This is a genomic window from Prosthecobacter sp. (assembly GCF_046154365.1).
GTDB lineage: Bacteria > Verrucomicrobiota > Verrucomicrobiia > Verrucomicrobiales > Verrucomicrobiaceae > Prosthecobacter.
The window spans coordinates 54,268-70,707 of the sequence record NZ_JBJXFV010000026.1; the positions used below are offsets into that span (position 1 = coordinate 54,268).

At 60.8% G+C, this 16,440-nt stretch carries 10 protein-coding genes; 9 read left to right on the top strand and 1 reads right to left on the bottom strand.

The window, feature by feature from the left end; all coding sequences use genetic code 11:
• Positions 1–144 precede the first annotated feature (144 nt).
• The gene (locus tag ACKVY0_RS03510) at positions 145–1,329 is read right to left on the bottom strand and encodes a substrate-binding domain-containing protein (protein WP_409213408.1); all 1,185 of its coding nucleotides are present in this window, start codon (positions 1,327–1,329) and stop codon (positions 145–147) included.
• Between the two features lie 123 nt (positions 1,330–1,452).
• Here ACKVY0_RS03510 and galK point away from each other — a divergent pair, with 123 nt between their 5' ends.
• The 9 genes from galK (at position 1,453) to ACKVY0_RS03555 (ending at position 16,418) form a co-directional block, all read left to right on the top strand.
• Positions 1,453–2,595 carry a galactokinase gene (gene galK / locus ACKVY0_RS03515; protein ID WP_409213409.1) on the top strand — a complete coding sequence of 381 codons (1,143 nt, stop codon included), beginning with the start codon at positions 1,453–1,455 and terminating at the stop codon, positions 2,593–2,595.
• A gap of 22 nt (positions 2,596–2,617) precedes the next feature.
• Positions 2,618–4,216: a sodium:solute symporter family transporter gene (locus tag ACKVY0_RS03520; RefSeq protein WP_409213410.1), complete on the top strand. Its 1,599-nt coding sequence runs from the start codon at positions 2,618–2,620 to the stop codon at positions 4,214–4,216.
• Positions 4,217–4,262: 46 nt separating this feature from the next.
• The gene (locus ACKVY0_RS03525) at positions 4,263–6,326 is read left to right on the top strand and encodes an NPCBM/NEW2 domain-containing protein (protein WP_409213411.1); all 2,064 of its coding nucleotides are present in this window, start codon (positions 4,263–4,265) and stop codon (positions 6,324–6,326) included.
• A gap of 49 nt (positions 6,327–6,375) precedes the next feature.
• Positions 6,376–6,636 (top strand): helix-turn-helix domain-containing protein, encoded by a 261-nt coding sequence (locus ACKVY0_RS03530; protein WP_409213412.1) that lies wholly within the window; start codon positions 6,376–6,378, stop codon positions 6,634–6,636.
• A 139-nt stretch (positions 6,637–6,775) separates the two neighbouring features.
• The gene (locus tag ACKVY0_RS03535) at positions 6,776–10,645 is read left to right on the top strand and encodes an alpha/beta fold hydrolase (RefSeq protein ID WP_409213413.1); all 3,870 of its coding nucleotides are present in this window, start codon (positions 6,776–6,778) and stop codon (positions 10,643–10,645) included.
• A 21-nt stretch (positions 10,646–10,666) separates the two neighbouring features.
• The gene (locus ACKVY0_RS03540; protein WP_409213414.1) at positions 10,667–12,049 is read left to right on the top strand and encodes a DUF1501 domain-containing protein; all 1,383 of its coding nucleotides are present in this window, start codon (positions 10,667–10,669) and stop codon (positions 12,047–12,049) included.
• A gap of 75 nt (positions 12,050–12,124) precedes the next feature.
• Positions 12,125–12,640, top strand: a complete 516-nt coding sequence (locus ACKVY0_RS03545) for a sigma-70 family RNA polymerase sigma factor (protein WP_409213415.1) — start codon at positions 12,125–12,127, stop codon at positions 12,638–12,640.
• Positions 12,637–13,926, top strand: coding sequence for a FecR domain-containing protein (locus tag ACKVY0_RS03550; RefSeq protein WP_409213416.1), 1,290 nt, complete (start codon positions 12,637–12,639; stop codon positions 13,924–13,926). The genes ACKVY0_RS03545 and ACKVY0_RS03550 overlap by 4 nt, the downstream gene beginning before the upstream one ends.
• 137 nt (positions 13,927–14,063) lie before the next feature.
• Complete coding sequence (locus tag ACKVY0_RS03555) at positions 14,064–16,418, top strand: DUF1592 domain-containing protein (protein ID WP_409213417.1); 2,355 nt, start codon at positions 14,064–14,066, stop codon at positions 16,416–16,418.
• The last annotated feature ends 22 nt before the right edge of the window (positions 16,419–16,440 follow it).

Sequence of the window (16,440 nt, forward strand, 5' to 3'; positions counted from 1 at the left end):
GCAACGTCCACCCTGGCCCGTGAGCGTGGCATCAGCCGGGAATCCATCGGCAAATCCAAACCCGACGTCCGTGAAGCCTGGGCTCACCGCGAGTTGTGCCACTGGAGGTCTTTGAATCCAAAATGATCAAATGAGCAGGCTCGACTACTTGTTTTGCCGCCTGAATCCAGCGGGAGAGAGGCTGAGACGGGAACGGAAGACGCTGGCCATGTATTCGGCGTGTTGAAATCCGGCGCGTTCGGCGATTTCGGGGAGGGATAGTTTGGTTTCGAGCAGGAGATGCTGCGCGACTTTGAGTCGATGATGAATGAGTTCTTCGTTGATGGTGCGACCCAGTGAGGCGAGGAAGCGCCGCTGGAGGACGCTGCGGGAGATGCCGATTTTAGCGGCGATGTCGTCGATGCGCATGCGATTGCTGGCGTGCTCGCGGATGATGCACAGGGTGCGGCCGACGGCCTCATCCTCGACGGCGATGGTGTCGGTGGAGTGGCGGGTGATGATCTTCACGGGTGGGACGAGCGTGGGCTTCTGCGGAACTTTGGCTCCGCGCATGAGGCGGTCCAACAATGCGGCGGCGGCATAGCCGGTTTGTGTGTGGCCGGGCAGGACACTGGTCAGCGGCGGGTTGCAGACGTTGCACAGCGGTTCGTCGTTATCGACGCCGATGACGGCGACTTCTTCGGGCACGCGGAGATTGGCTCGGCGGCAGGCATCAAGGAGCTGGCTGCCGCGCTGGTCGCTGCACACCATGATGCCGGTGGGACGCGGCAAGCTGGAGAGCCAGTGTGCAAGTTTGGTTTGATGCGCCTCCCATGATTCATCGTCCAGTTCATGGCGCGGTTCGTTGCGAACGGTGACGGTGCAGCCGTGCTTTGACACGGCTTGGCTGAAGGCCTGCTGGCGGGCTTCGGACCAGTTTTCTCCGCGAATGCCGAGATAGGCGAAGTGGCGCAGGCCGCGCTCCAGCAAATGGTTGGCGGCTAGGGTGCCGATGGCTTCGTTGTCCACGTGCACGAGCGGAAAGCCGTTGTCTTCGATGACGCCGAGCACATCGACGACGGGCAGCCCGGTCTGCGCGATGGCGCGGGCCATGGCGCGGGTTTGCACTCGTGCGATGATACCGTGGCCTTTCCAGCCCTTGAGCCACGCTGGCGGCTTGTCTTCAAGGCTGCGGACTTGGTGATAGAGCAGCCACGGCCCGTTCTCTCGCACATAGCGGGCAATACCTTGTAGGATGTCGCGTCCGCTGGCGAGGGAGGTCTCGACGAGCAAGGCGACATGCGGCGGACTGCCGGCGGGGATTGATTTGGGCTTGCGGGGCTTCGGCATGGTTTAGATTCCAGCCTCGCACATCATTGGAACCCTTCGACCGGATTTCTTCCAAAGTTGCCCGGATACCTCCTTGGTTTTACGCTGTAAAGACGTTCAATGAACAGTCATCCAACAATGCTCATGTTACTTCAGCGCGACACATCACCAGCATCAACCAGCCGCGCCACGGGATTCACCGTGGTGGCACCGGGCCGTGTGAATCTGATTGGTGAGCACACGGACTATAATGACGGCTTGGTGCTGCCGATGGCGATTGATCTGAGCATTCAGATCACTGTGAGCCCGAGACAGGATCGGCTGGCCGTATTGCAATCCGAGTGTGCAAGCGATGCGGTGACTTTCGATCTGAGTCGAGTGCTTGTTACTGGGGGCAAGGACTGGGCCTGCTATCCGGCGGGCGTGCTGGCGGGATATCAACGACTCGGCTGGGAGATCCCCGGATTTGATGCATTGATTTCGGCCACGTTGCCGAGCGGTGGTGGCTTGAGCAGCAGTGCAGCGCTTGAGTTGGCAATAGCGACTCTGATTGAGACACTTTGCGGGAGGTCGTTGGCCTTTGAGGATAAAGCTTTGCTGTGCCAGCGCGCGGAGCACGAGTTTGCCCGGGTGCCCTGTGGCATCATGGATCAGTTTGCGGTGACTTTTGCCAAAGCAGGGCACGCCTTGCTGCTGGACTGTCGTGATCGGTCGATGCGCCACGTGCCGATGCTTTGTGGAGAAGTGAGTGTTCTCATCATCAACAGTGGAGTTAAACACAGCCTTGCTGGCAGCGAGTATTCGCAGCGTCGAGCGCAGTGTGAGTCCGCGGCAAAACTGCTTGATGTGAGTTCACTGCGTCAAGCATCGGATGGCGATTGGAAAACAATGCTAACGGCTTTGCCACTTGTTGAGCAGAAGCGTGCGCGGCATGTGATCACCGAACACGAGCGCACGATGACCTTTGTCGCGGCTCTTGAACAATCCGATTGGCGCACGGCGGGTGCTGCGATGTATGGAAGTCACGATTCACTGCGAGATGACTTCGAGGTGAGTTGCGCGGAGCTGGACGCGTTGGTGGAGATTGCCCACACGATACCGGGTGTGCATGGCTGCCGCATGACAGGCGGTGGCTTTGGCGGCTGCGTCGTTGCGTTGATCGAGACAGCGCGTTCGCCGCAGATCATGGCGGAGTTTCGTCAGGCCTATCGGAAACACCAAGGCGTGGATGCCGAGATGTTTGTCACGCGCGCCGCCGCTGGGCCGCGTGTGATGTCTCTCTCTTAAACTCCGGTTTTCATTCCCAACCATGCACACCGCTGACTACCTTATCTTCCTTGGCTACTTCGCCATTGTCGCTCTCTACGGCTTTTGGATCTACCGCAGGAAGCGGAGCGTCACAGCATCGTCAGCGGACTTCTTCCTCGCAGAAGGTTCGCTGACGTGGTGGGCCATTGGTGCCTCGATCATCGCATCGAATATCTCAGCGGAGCAGTTCATCGGTATGTCGGGTTCAGGCTTTGCGCTGGGGATGGCCATCGCTGGCTATGAGTGGATCGGAGCGGCTACACTTGTGCTCGTGGCGATGTTCTTGATGCCTGGCTATATCAAGGGGCGGATCTTCACCATGCCGCAGTTTTTGACTGAGCGTTATGGTCCGCTCGTGGCCACGATCATGGCGGTGTTTTGGCTGCTGGTGTATGTGTTCGTGAATCTCACCAGCATCCTTTATCTAGGCGCGCTGACGGTGGAAAGCATGTCCGGTTTCTCGTTCGCGGCGTGTGTGATGTTCCTCGCGGTGTTCGCGCTCGTCATCACGCTGGGCGGCATGAAAGTGATTGGTTACACGGATGTGATTCAGGTCTGCGTGCTGGTGCTGGGCGGAATCGCCACCAGCTGGCTGGCGCTCAACATGGTGGCGCATGAATTTGGTCAAAGCGGTGTGCTCGCTGGCCTTGCGTTACTGAAGGAACAAGCACCAACGCACTTCCACATGATCTCGCCAAAGGGGCATCCGCATTACGTGGATCTGCCGGGCCTCAGTGTCGTGCTCGGTGGCATGTGGGTGGCAAACATCAGCTACTGGGGCTGCAATCAATACATCACCCAGCGTGCGCTCGGGGCCACGCTGCCGACGGCGCGTGCAGGCATTCTGTTTGCAGCGGGCCTGAAGCTACTCATGCCGCTCATCGTCGTGATTCCTGGCATCGCCGCCTATGTGCTGCATCAGAAAGGTTTGTTTCAAAAAGAACTGCTCGATGCCGCAGGCGTCGTCAAACCGGATCGCAGTTACTCCGCGCTTATCCATCTTCTGCCCACGGGATTGAAGGGCTTGTCCTTCGCCGCACTGACCGCCGCCATCGTTGCTTCGCTCGCCGGTAAGGCCAACAGCATTGGCACCATCTTCACGCTTGATCTCTACAAGCGCTTTGTGAATCCACAGGCGACCGAAACGAAACTCATCGTCGTTGGCCGCTTGGCCATCTTGGTTGCCGCGATCATCGCCATGCTGGTCGCGCCGCAACTGAGCCGTCTTGATCAAGCCATTCAGTATGTTCAGGAATACACCGGTTTCATCAGCCCTGGCGTGTGCGTCATCTTTTTGCTCGGATTCTTTTGGAAACGGTCCACGTCAGCGGCCGCAGTGGCCGTGGCACTGCTCACCATTCCGTTGTCCGCCGGCTTCAAGTTTATGACGCCAGACATGCCCTTCATGGATCGCATGGGCTGGGTGACACTCATTCTCACCGCGCTCATGGTTGTGCTCAGCCTCCTGACCAAACGCGATGGCGATGAAGCCAAGGCGCTGACGTGGGCCAGAAGCGATTTCACTCCAGGCGGCGGCTTCATTGTCGGCAGCATCCTCATCATGGGCATCATCGCCGCGTTGTATGCGCTGCTTTGGTAACCCTTCAGAACTCCACTAACTCACCACGAAAACGATTAAAACGACCATGAAACACATCACCATCCTTCTTCTTCTAGTCGGCCTTATCCCGCTCGTCGCATCCGCCGAAACCGTGTGGCTAGATGACTTAAACTTGTCTCACATCAACCAAGGTTGGGGGAAAGCTCAGAAAAACAAATGCGCGGCCAAGAAACCAGAGGACGGCAAGCCTCTGACCATCGCTGCGAAGAGATTTGAACGCGGAGTCGGCACGGTCGCGGAAAGCGTGATGAACATCCATCTGAACGGCGATGCCACGACATTCTCTGCTTATGTGGGCACTGATGACGCTAAGCGCGGCTCATTAAGAACGAGCGTTGAGTTCTTCGTCATTGGCGATGGCCGGCTGCTCTGGCGCAGTGGCGTGATGCGCACCAACGAAGCGGCCAAGGCGTTTAAAGTCAGCGTTGACGGAGTGAAGCAGCTACTGCTGAAAGTCGGCGATGCGGACGATGGCAACAACGATGACTATGCGGATTGGGCGGACGCAAAGTTCGAGACGAAAACGGCAAAGACGTTTCAAACCAGTAGTGAGCCCGTCCCCGCGCCGGTCGCGCCTTATATTCTGACGCCCGCGGCTCCGTCCACGCCGCGCATCAACGGCGCGAATGTCTTTGGCGTGCGCCCCGGTTCGCCATTCCTGTTTACCATACCAGCGACCGGCGGCCGGCCGATGGAGTTTTCGGCCACGAATCTGCCGAGCGGTTTAACCGTAGATAAAAAGACCGGACGCATCACTGGAACACCTCAATCCAAGGGCGAGTTCATCGTTACGCTCGGCGCAAAAAACGCGCTTGGGACTGCGGAGAAACGCTTCCGCATCGTCTGTGGTGACACCATTGCACTGACGCCGCCGATGGGGTGGAATAGCTGGAACTGCTTTGCGCACGCGGTCTCCGCCGAGAAAGTGAAGAGCGCCGCAGACGCGATGGTCAAGAGCGGCCTCATCAACCACGGCTGGAGCTATATCAACATCGACGACTACTGGCAGAACCACCTCCCGACGGATCAAAAGGACGTGCAGGATTTGGTAAAGCCTTTCCGCGACGACAAGGGCTCCATCGTCTCGAATGCCCGCTTCCCTGACATGAAGGGGCTGGCCGATTACGTTCACGACCAAGGCCTGAAAATTGGCCTCTATTCCTCGCCGGGGCCGACGACCTGCGGCAAATGCGCCGGAAGCTGGCTGCACGAGGAACAAGATGCCCGAACCTATGCCCAGTGGGGCTTCGACTACTTGAAATATGACTGGTGCAGCTATGCCTCCGTCACGGATGGAACGGTCGAAAATCCGTTGAACGTCCCGGTCCGGAAAAACTCCATCAATGATGACTACGCGATCCATCCGTTCAAAGTGATGGGCGGCTTCCTGCGCGACCAACCTCGCGACATCGTATTCAGCCTATGCCAATATGGCGGCCATGACGTGTGGAAATGGGGCGCCTCGGTCAACGGAAGTAGCTGGCGCGTGACTGGCGACGTCAATGACTCATGGCGTAGCATCAGGGACATCGGCTTCTATCAGGACAAGGCCGCACCCTTCGCCAAGCCAGGCAGCTGGACCGACCCCGACATGCTCATCGTCGGCTGGGTCGGCTGGGGCAGGCCGCATCCGACCAGCCTGACGCCGGATGAGCAATACACCCACATCAGCCTCTGGTGCATGCTCGCCGCACCCTTGCTGATCGGCAGCGACATGACCAAGCTGGATGACTTTACTCTGAGCCTCTTGACGAATGACGAAGTGCTGGCGGTGGATCAAGACGAACTCGGCAAACAGGCAACCTGCGTGACCAAGATCAACGAAGTCCGCGGCATCGTCGCCGATGTGCGCGTCTATGAAAAGGAATTGGCCGACGGCAGTCGCGCGATCGGCTTTTTCAACCTCGGCACCGAACCGGTGAAATTGGATTTCAACGACTTCGCCAAACTACACTTGTCTGGCAAGCAGACCATCCGCGACCTGTGGAGGCAGCAGAACATTGCGACGCTGAATACCGCCACAGATTCCCTGCCTCTGGTTATTCCAGGGCACGGCGTCCTTCTTTACAAATTCACCACAGCGAAATAGGCCGCGCTGAACCAATTACCAAAATGAAGCGCCATCCGCATGAACCAACATGCCCGCCGCTCCAGACAACCACGAAGCCCACGACTATGCCGAGCGCATCCGCGATAGGCTGCCGCGTCGGCTCCAAGAGCTTCGTGAAGCCTGTGGCTTGAGCATGTATGCGCTGTGGATGAAGTGCGGTGTCTCGCGCGACATGATTAGCCGCATCGAAGGCGGTGAATCTATTCCGACGCTGCATGTCGTGGCGCCGTTGACGCATGGGGTGGAGAAGAAGCTGACGGAGCTTGGGGCGATGCTGGAGGAAAAGTAGCCCTCTCGCTCCGGGATGTGAAAAAGTTGTCCATGTTCCGCCCCGCAATGGAACAACCCTTTGTCTCCATTTCACCAAGTCTCTGTAACCACCCGCCCTCTCCGGGATGTGAGAGGCTAACAACGACTCTCTCCACGCCATGAAACGCCTCGCCTTCCTTCTCACACTCACTTTCACGAGCCTCACCCTCGCGCAAAACGCCGCGCTGCCGGATGGCCTCAAAAAGATTGACCGCAATGGCGATGGCAAGGTCACGCGGGAGGAAATGCCGAAGCTGTTTGATCAGATCGACGCGGACAAGGATGGCGTGGCTTCCGTGGCGGAGTTGACGGCTTATTTTGCGAAGGCCAAATCGAGTGCGCCTGCGCCGAGTTCGGCGAATCCGAACGAACCGGCGGCTCGCGGGGCCTTGCCGGAAGGGGTCGAGAAACGCGCGATCACCATCTGGAGCGATGGCACGCGCATGGCGGGCGATCTTTACCTGCCGAAGAATCGCAAGGAAGGCGAGAAGCTGCCTGCCATCGTCTTTTGTGCGGGAACGGGCGGCACGAAAGGCGGCACGGGCGGCCGTTTGGGGCCGATCTTTGCGGAGAAGGGTTATGTCGCGCTGGCTTTTGACTATCGGGGATGGGGCGAGAGCGAGAGCCAGCTCATGGCCGTCGATCCGCAGCCGAAGCCGGACGAGAAGGGCGAGCTGACGCTCAAGGTGAAGGCTCTGCGCTGGCAGATGAACTACACCGACCAGACCGAGGACATCCGCGCCGCGATCAGCTTCCTCGCAGGCGAGCCGTCGGTGGACCCGCAGCGCATCGGCATCATGGGCAGCAGCTACGGCGGCGGCCTCGTGACCTACATGGCGGGCACCGATCCACGGGTGAAATGCGTCGTCGCTCAGGTGCCAGGACTTGGTGGTGCTCGCACCGCTGCGCAAACAGCCGCCTTCCGCCTCCACACGCAGCAGGCTCGCGGCGAGATCGAACCCGTGCCGCTCGAAACCGGCAAGATGACCGGCAAGATGGAGAAATACTCGAACATGCGGACAAATGCGGCGAAAAGCATAGGCTTCAGCGCCCTCGAAGCCGCCGCGAAGATTGCAGTGCCCGCGCTCTTCGTCGTCGCGGAGAACGAGGAACTGAGCAACAACGACACCGTCGCCGAGGTCCAGCGTCAGATCGCCGCCCGTGGCGTGCCTTCGAAGTATCACGTCATCAAAGGCATCACCCATTACGGCATCTACCGCGAAGGTTTCCAGGAAGCGTCCACGCTGGAGATCGCATGGTTTGAGGAGCATTTGAAAGGCGCGGCGGCGAAACCAGCAGCTTCAGCACCTGAGACGCCTCCAGCTCCAAAAACGGCTCCTTCCACCAAGGCTGCTCCGAATCTCGAAGAAGGCTTCAAAGCGCTCGATTCAGACAAAAGCGGCAAACTCAGCGGAGAGGAGTTTGCGGCACTGAAACAGAGCACGCCCTACTTCCGCGAGCATCCCGACCATTTGGAGCCTGCGTTCAAAAAGCTCGATGCGGATACTGACGGTGCTTTGACGCTGGAAGAGTATCGAAACATCGCCAAACCACGCCAGAGCAAAGGCGGCCAAGGCAAGGGCAAGGCCAAGCGGCCTCCGGCGGAAACGGAAGCTCCGAAGACATCAACGGAAGCCACTGCTGACAAAAGCACGCGCTTCGCCGCTGCCGATCTCGATTTCTTCGAGAAGAACATCCGCCCCGTGCTCATCAAGAGTTGCTACGAGTGCCACAGCGCGGAGGCGGAGAAGTTGAAGGCGGACTTTGCGCTGGATACGCGGGATGCCTTGCTCAAAGGCGGCGACAGTGGCGCGGCGGTGGTGCTGGGAAAGCCCGAGGAGAGTTTGCTCATTGCCTCACTGCGGCATGACGATCCTGATTTGAAGATGCCGCCGGAGAAGCATGGCGGGAAGTTGTCGGACTCGGTGATCGCGGACTTCACGGAATGGGTGAAGCGCGGTGTGCCGATGCCTGCGGCACAATCGGTGACGACGAATGAGAAGATGGAGGCGCGGCTGGCGCATTGGTCATTTCAACCGGTGAAGGATGCACCTGCACCAGCGGTGAAGAACACGAGCTGGCCGCGCACGGAGGTGGATCGCTTTGTGTTGGCGGAGTTGGAGGCGAAAGGACTCGCGCCCGTCGGTGATGCTGAGCCTGCGGCGCTGCTTCGTCGTGTGCATCTGGACCTGACCGGACTGCCGCCGACGGCGGAGCAGGTGCAGGCGTTTCTCGCCAACGCGAGCGAGTCGCGCATCGAAGGTGTGATCGATGAACTCATGAAGTCGCCGCAGTTTGGCGAGCGTTGGGGGCGTCATTGGCTGGATGTGGCACGCTATGCGGAGAGCAGCGGCAAGGAGACGGACTTTGCCTATCCGCAGGCGTGGCGGTATCGCGATTATGTGATCAAGGCCTTCAATCAGGACATGCCGTTTGATCAATTCATCCGCGAGCAGATCGCGGGCGATTTGTTTGAGGTCCGCGATGACAAGGAGCGGGCGGAGTTGCTCATTGCGACCGGGTTCCTCGCCATCGGGCCGAAGTCCCACATCGAGAAAAATCCGCTCCAGTTTGAAATGGATTTGGTGGACGAGCAGATCGACGCGGTGAGCCAGGCCTTCCTCGCCACAACGATGGCCTGCGCCCGCTGCCACGATCACAAATACGATCCCGTCTCGCAGCGCGACTACTACGCGCTGGCGGGCATCTTCCGCAGCACGGACACGAAGTTTGGCACGATCAAGCTGGTGCAGAACAACAATGTCAGCCCGCTGGTGCCGCTGCCTGCCACTGCGGGCCAACCCAACGGCCTGAAACCGCTCGCGTCCCGCGAACGTGACCGACTTGAGAAGAACGTCGCCCGCGACTCAGCTCGCCTTGCTGAGCTGACCAAGGAGAAGATGTTCGCCTCTTCCGAGTTTGTCCGCACTCGCATCCGTCTCGCCACCGACAAGGCTCATCTCGACGCCTATGAAGCCGACGGCACGCCGAAGCAGTTCGTCACCTGCGTGCTGGAGCGCGAGAAGCCGCGCGACTCCGCGCTGCTCATCCGTGGTGAAGTGCAAAAGCCCGGCGAAATGGTGCAGCGCGGCCTGCCGATGCTCGCGAAGACCAGCGCCGCGATCCCAAGCGGCAGCGGTCGCAAGGAACTCGCCTCGTGGATCTCCTCGCCGGACAATCCGCTCACCGCCCGCGTCATCGTGAACCGCGTGTGGCTGCATCTCTTCGGCCAAGGCATCGTTACCACGCCGGACAACTTCGGTTTGTCAGGACAAGCGCCCTCGCATCCCGCGCTGCTCGATCATCTCGCGGCCCGTTTTGTCAAAGAAGGCTGGTCGGTGAAGAAACTCGTCCTCGAGCTGATGACGAGCCGCGTCTATGCGCTGAGCACCGCGCACGACGCGAAGAACTTCGAGGCCGATCCCGACAACACGCTGCTCTGGCGCATGACGCCGCGTCGGCTCGATGCCGAGTCCATCCGCGATGCGATGTTGCTCACCGCAGGCAAGCTCGACCTCACGCCGCCCACTGGCAGCGCGGTCGCCATGTATGGCGAAGGTTATGTCACTGGCGTGCAGACCGTGGTGCGCGGTGCCTTGGATCAAATCTCGCCGCATCGCTCCGTGTATCTGCCCGTGATGCGCAACCTGCCGCTGGAGTCGCTCGCGCTCTTCGACATGACGCCCGGCAGCATCGTCACCGGCCAGCGCCCTCAGACGACGGTGCCCGCACAGTCGCTCTACCTCATGAATAGCCCCTACGTGCTGAAAGCCGCCGAGTTCGCCGCGCAACGCCTCCTCACCGACCGCCCGAAAAGCGAACCGCATCGCGTGAAGCTCGCCTACGAGCGCATCTTCAACCGCCCGCCGACTGACTCCGAGGTCGAAGCCGCGCTGAAGTTTGTGAAAACAAAACCCGATGCCGCCCAAGGCTGGGCCGCTCTCTGCCAGAGCCTCTGGGCGAGCCATGAGTTCCTCGCTCGCAGCTAAACCCATTTCACCAACCCATTTATGAATACCCTTCCTCACTTCTCTCGCCGTGAATGGCTGCAACGCACCAGCGCGGGCTTTGGTTATCTCGCCTTGAGTGCCCTTGCCACTCAACGGGCACTCGCGGAAAACGCAGCGCCTCTCGCGCCGAAGCAGCCACATTTCCCCGCGAAGGCCAAGCGCGTGCTCTTCCTCTGCATGGATGGCGGGCCGTCGCATGTGGACAGTTTTGATTACAAGCCCGAGCTGGCGAAATACGCGGGCAAAGCCATCGGCAAAGGCAAGGTGCCCACTGGCAAGCTCATGGCCCCGGTGTGGGAGTTCAAGCAGCGCGGACAAAGCGGCCTGTGGATCAGCGAGCTGTTCCCGCAAATCGCCACACACGCGGACAAACTCTGCCTTATCCGCAGCATGAAGACCGACGTGCCAAACCATCCGCCCGCCTTCCTGCAAATGCACTGCGGCATCCCCACCGCGCCGCGTCCCAGCATGGGCGCATGGATCAGCTACGGCCTCGGCACTTTGAATGAAAACCTGCCCGGCTTTGTCACGCTGAGTCCCAATCCCGGCAACGGCGGCCCCGCGAACTACGGCAGCTCGTTCTTGCCCGCCATCTATCAAGGCACGCGCATCGGCAATGGACGCGCTCCCATCGCCCAGGCCAAAATCAGCAATCTCGCGCATCCGCAGCTCGCACGGCCTGAGCAGCGTGCCCAGCTCGACTTCGTGCAGCAGCTCAACAAAGCCGCACAGCAACGCCAGCCAGAGAATGCCGCCATCGAAGGCCTCATCGAATCGCACGAACTCGCCTTCCGCATGCAGGACGCCCTGCCCAGCGTGCTCGAGATCGAAAACGAGTCCGACACCGTGAAAAAGCTCTACGGCATCGGCGACACCGCCACCGACGACTTTGGCCGCCAGTGCCTCATGGCCCGGCGCATGTTGGAGGCCGGCGTGCGCTTCGTAGAGGTCAATCACGGCGGCTGGGACCAGCATCGCAACCTCACCGAGGACCATGGCAAACACGCCGCCGCCGTCGATGGCCCCATCGCGGGCCTCCTCACCGATCTCGAAGGCCGTGGCCTGCTCAAAGACACGCTCGTCATCTTCGGCGGCGAGTTTGGCCGCACGCCGTATGCACAGATCGACGACGGCCGCGATCACAACCACACCGGCTACACCACCTGGTTCGCCGGTGGCGGCGTGAAACCCGGCCACAGCCACGGCGAAACAGACGAGTTCGGCTACGAGAGCGTCATCGACCCCGTCCACATCCACGACTGGCACGCCACCATCCTCCACCTCCTCGGCCTGGAGCACACGAAGCTCACCTACCGCTACGCCGGCCGCGACATGCGCTTGACGGAAGTGAAGGGCAATGTGGTGAAAGGGATCTTGGGGTGAACTACGCCGTAGATTCCAGGCGCAGACTGGAAGTTTTCTGGTCAGTTTCCGGCAAGCCATTCGTCTTTGCTCTGAATGACCGAAGAACTGCTCGTCAAAAGCCTGCTGGATGCCCGCCCGCGATTGGTGGCCGGGGCGTTTGCGGTCGTGCGGGATGCGCACGCGGCGGAGGATGTGTTTCAGGAGGTGCTGCTGAGGGCGTTGCGGATGCGGGAGAGTTTTTCGGATGAGGGCGGATTGCTGGCCTGGGCTCGTGTGTCGGCGCGGAATCTTGGGATTGATCAGGTGCGGCGCGCGGGGCGGTTGGGTGAGATTTTGAGCGAGATGGCGCTGGATGCGCTGGATGCGCGGCTGGAGGAGATGGGTGATGCGCAACGGCGGCGCGTGGAGTCGATGCGGGTGTGCATGGAGAAGCTGCCGGAGGAATCGCGGACGCTGCTGCGGATGCGCTATGACGAAGGGCGCAAGGGCGAGGAACTGGCGCGGCTGCTGCGGCGCAGTGAGGCGGCGATTTACAAGGCGCTCTCGCGGCTGCATCAGGCGCTTCGGAAGTGCATCAATGAACGGCTGGCGGAGGAGGGCGCGGCATGAGCATGACCGACGACGCGCAGCTCTGCGAAATGCTCACGCGCTATGTCGCGGGTGATTGCTCGACGGAGGAAGTGCAGGAGCTTTCCTCGCGTCTGGAGCGCGATGCGGCGGCGTGTGAGCTGCTGGCGGAAATTCTGATGCAGGGCGCGGCGGTGCGAGAGTTCGCGCAGGCGAATCCGGTGCCGGTGCGCGAGGTCCATCGTGCGCCTCAGCGCTGGCAGGCCTTGCTTTGGCCGATGGCGGCTGCGGCTGCGGTCGTGTTCGCGGCGGTGATTTGGATGCAAAGCGGACGCGATGCGGCGTGGGTGATGCGCGCAGCGGAGGTGAGCGGCAGCGTGCGCTGGACTGGTCAGGGCGGTAGCATCGTGGACAGCCTCGCGAAGGATGCGGCGCTGAGTGGCGGCACGGTGGAGACGGTGTCGGATGATGCGGCAGTAACGCTGGCGTTTCGCGATGGTTCGCTCATCACGCTGATGGCGCACAGCGCGGCGACGATTTCCGATGATGGACAAAAGCAGGTGCATCTGCGCGAGGGCAATCTCTCCGCCGATGTGCGGCCCCAGCGCAGCGGGCGACCGATGCTGATTCACACGGCGACCGCTGTGCTGGAGGTGGTGGGCACGCGCTTTGATGTAGAGTCCGGCACTGCTACAACGCGTTTGAATGTGGATGAAGGCACTGTGCGGATGACGCGGCTGGTGGATGGCAGCACGGTGGACGTGCCGGCGGAGCATCAGGTCGTCGCGTCGCTGAGCCGGGCGGAGAAATTCGGGGCTGTGCAGCGACTCACGCCGACGCTGAACTGGCGCAGTGATTTGAGCCAAGGCGCGAAGGGCACCGATGGCGAGTGGCTGCCTGCGGAGGCTGGATTGCCCGCGCGGCTGAAGGCGTTGCCAAAACTCGTGACCCCGGCGAAACGCGAGCCGGTCACGCTGCATCATGTGAGTGTCGAGGTGCCGTGGGAGTTTCTGCAAACGCTGCAACTCAAATCGGATTCGCGACTGCGACTGCGTGGCCGCATGACGACCCTCACGTCGGTGGAAATCATGCTGAACACAAAGCGGCTGCGCGGTGGATTCGCGGGCAATTACTTCGCACGCCCCACGCCTGCATCGCTCGACTGGCAGCTTGATTTGCCAATCACGGAGTTTCGCAAATGGCAGAGCGAAGCTGGCGAGCCATTGCCAGATGGCCTGCAATTGCGCCGCGTCGTCATCTACACCATCGGCAGCGATGCCGGGCTGGAGATTGAGCAGGTCGAAGTGGTCAATGGCAGCACACGATGATTTTTCCCCAGATGAAACACGAACAACTGATTGAACCGCAGAGAGTGGACAGACGCAAAGTTTCTGAGTCCCGTTTTTGTCTTTCTCTGCGCCCGTCCATCCTCTGCGGTTTGGCGCTCGGCGTGTTCGCTGCGAGCGTGAGCGCCGCGCCGGTTGATTTCGGGCGCGATGTGCGTCCGTTCCTCGATCAGCACTGTGTCTCCTGCCACGGGCCGAAGAAGGAGAAGGGCGGCGTGCGTCTGCACACCATGGGCACGATCAGTGAGACGCCGCAGTTTGCGAATACCTGGCTGGAAGTGCGCGAGCAACTGCTCAGTGGCGATATGCCGCCGGAGGACGAGAAGCAGCCGTCGGAGGCGACTAGAAAGGCGGTCATCGCGTGGATCGACGCGGAGGTGGAGCGGGCGCAGCGTGAGTCGGCCAGCACGGGCGGCAAGGTGGTGATGCGACGGCTGAATCGCAGCGAATACCGCGAGACGATGCGCGAAATCCTGCACCTGCATCCGGCCATCGACACCGCCCTGGGTTTGCCCGATGACGACACGTTTCATGGCTTTGACAACATCGGGTCCGCGCTGAACATCTCCTCGGCGCAAATGCGGGCTTATGTGGAAAACGCGGCCCGGGTTTTGAAGATGGCGTTCCCGGCGGGCAAACAACCCGCCACGGAGAAGACCCGCATCATCGCGATGGACAGCGCGGAGTTTGCCCGAATCAGCGATGATGTTGCGCGCTTGAAACGGGAATTGGGCAATTTGGTCATTCCCAAGAACGAGTTGAACGCCCGGATGGCGGAGGCCCAAAAGAAGGTGCCGAAAATCGACCAGTCGAAGAGCCTCACCTTCGGAGCCGTCACGAAAAAGGAATACCTTCCCGACGGCATTGTCATCGACAACATGGCCCAAGTCCGTTGGGGCAGTCGTCCTGCGGGCCTCTATCGTTTTCGTTTCCATGTGAAGGGTGTGCCCAACGAGAAAGGTGATCTGCCCATGATCACCGCCGAGCTGGGCGCGAGCCCGCCGCAGGAGAACCGCCCTGTCGTCACCGCCGACCTGTCGTCGGAATTTCAGACCATCGAGGGCGAAGTCTTCGCCGAGCCCTATTTTACCAACCTGCGCATCAGCGTTGCCGCGATGGGGAACCGGAATTTTTACAAACGCGGGGTGAAGCCCCCGCGCATCCAGGTGCAGTGGGTGGAAATCGAAGGCCCCATCGTCGAGGACTGGCCGTCGCGGGCGTGGCATGAGTATTTTGCCAAGGCCGAGGACAGCGAGGCGGGTGCCCGCGCCGTGCTGGCACGCTTCGCGGAGCTGGCCTTCCGTCGTGCCCCCGAAGCGGCTCGGCTCGACCAGTTCTTCACCTTCTACCAGTCCCGACGCACGGCGGGCGATGACTTTGAAACGGGCGTCAAACTCGCCATGCAGGGCATTCTGGCGGCACCTGAGTTTGTCTTCATGGTGGAGTCGAAAGAAGGCGCGGAAGGCAAGCGCCTGCCGCTCGATGATTTCGAGCTGGCCACGCGTCTCTCGTATTTCCTCTGGAGCGGTCCGCCGGATGAGGAACTCCGTGCACTGGCAAAGGCCGGACAGCTCCGCCCCGCGCTCGACACTCAAGTGCGGCGCATGATCCAGCATCCGCGAGCGGCCCGCTTCGCGGAAAATTTCACCGGCCAGTGGCTGAAGCTGCGCACGCTCGGCCAGATGGAACCGGACCCGAAGAAGTTCATCGAGTGGGAGGACACGCTGAAGGACTCCATGCGCCGCGAGACGGAGCAATTCTTCCTGCATGTGCTGCAAAAGGACCTCGCCGTGTCGCAGTTCATCGACTCCGACTTCGCGATGCTGAACGGCCGCCTTGCCTACTTCTACGGCATCCCAGGTGTCAGCGGCTACGACTTGCGACCCGTCGGCTTGGCAGGCAATTCGCAGCGCGGCGGCCTGCTCGGACAAGCCAGCATCCTCACCCTGACCTCGGACGGCATCCGCACCTCGCCGGTGAAGCGCGGCACCTTCATCCTCGAAAATCTCCTCGGCGACCCGCCGCCACCGCCGCCCAACGATGTGCCGCCCGTGAAGGAATCCACCGGCACCACGCTCAAGGAACGGCTCAAATCCCATCGCGAAATGGCCGCGTGCGCCGAATGCCATGCGAAGATCGATCCGCCGGGCTTCGCTTTGGAAAACTTCAACGCCATCGGCAAGTGGCGCGAGAAAGAGGAGGAAACGAAGCTGCCCGTGGACCCCAGCGGCGAGTTGAAAGGCGCGGGCTCGTTCGCCGGATTTGCGGAGTTCAAAAAACTGCTCACCGCGCGGGAAAGTGACGTGACCCGCTGCCTCGCGGAAAACCTCCTCCTCTATGCTCTGGGTCGTCCGCTCGACTTCACCGACGACGCGGTGGTGAAGGATCTCGTGAAGCAAACCAAAGCCGCTGACGGCAAGTTCAGCGCCCTCGTCACCGCCATCACACGCAGCGAGCCCTTTTTAATGAAATAGCACCACTCCAAAATCCAATACA

Bases quoted from the DNA above. Each gene is read 5' to 3' on its own strand.
- ACKVY0_RS03550 (WP_409213416.1), top strand. From the start codon at position 12,637: ATGAGCATGACCGACGACGCGCAGCTCTGCGAAATGCTCACGCGCTAT.
- ACKVY0_RS03520 (WP_409213410.1), top strand. From the start codon at position 2,618: ATGCACACCGCTGACTACCTTATCTTCCTTGGCTACTTCGCCATTGTC.
- galK (WP_409213409.1), top strand. From the start codon at position 1,453: ATGTTACTTCAGCGCGACACATCACCAGCATCAACCAGCCGCGCCACG.
- ACKVY0_RS03545 (WP_409213415.1), top strand. From the start codon at position 12,125: ATGACCGAAGAACTGCTCGTCAAAAGCCTGCTGGATGCCCGCCCGCGA.
- ACKVY0_RS03540 (WP_409213414.1), top strand. From the start codon at position 10,667: ATGAATACCCTTCCTCACTTCTCTCGCCGTGAATGGCTGCAACGCACC.
- ACKVY0_RS03525 (WP_409213411.1), top strand. From the start codon at position 4,263: ATGAAACACATCACCATCCTTCTTCTTCTAGTCGGCCTTATCCCGCTC.
- ACKVY0_RS03535 (WP_409213413.1), top strand. From the start codon at position 6,776: ATGAAACGCCTCGCCTTCCTTCTCACACTCACTTTCACGAGCCTCACC.
- ACKVY0_RS03510 (WP_409213408.1), bottom strand. From the start codon at position 1,329: ATGCCGAAGCCCCGCAAGCCCAAATCAATCCCCGCCGGCAGTCCGCCG.
- ACKVY0_RS03530 (WP_409213412.1), top strand. From the start codon at position 6,376: ATGCCCGCCGCTCCAGACAACCACGAAGCCCACGACTATGCCGAGCGC.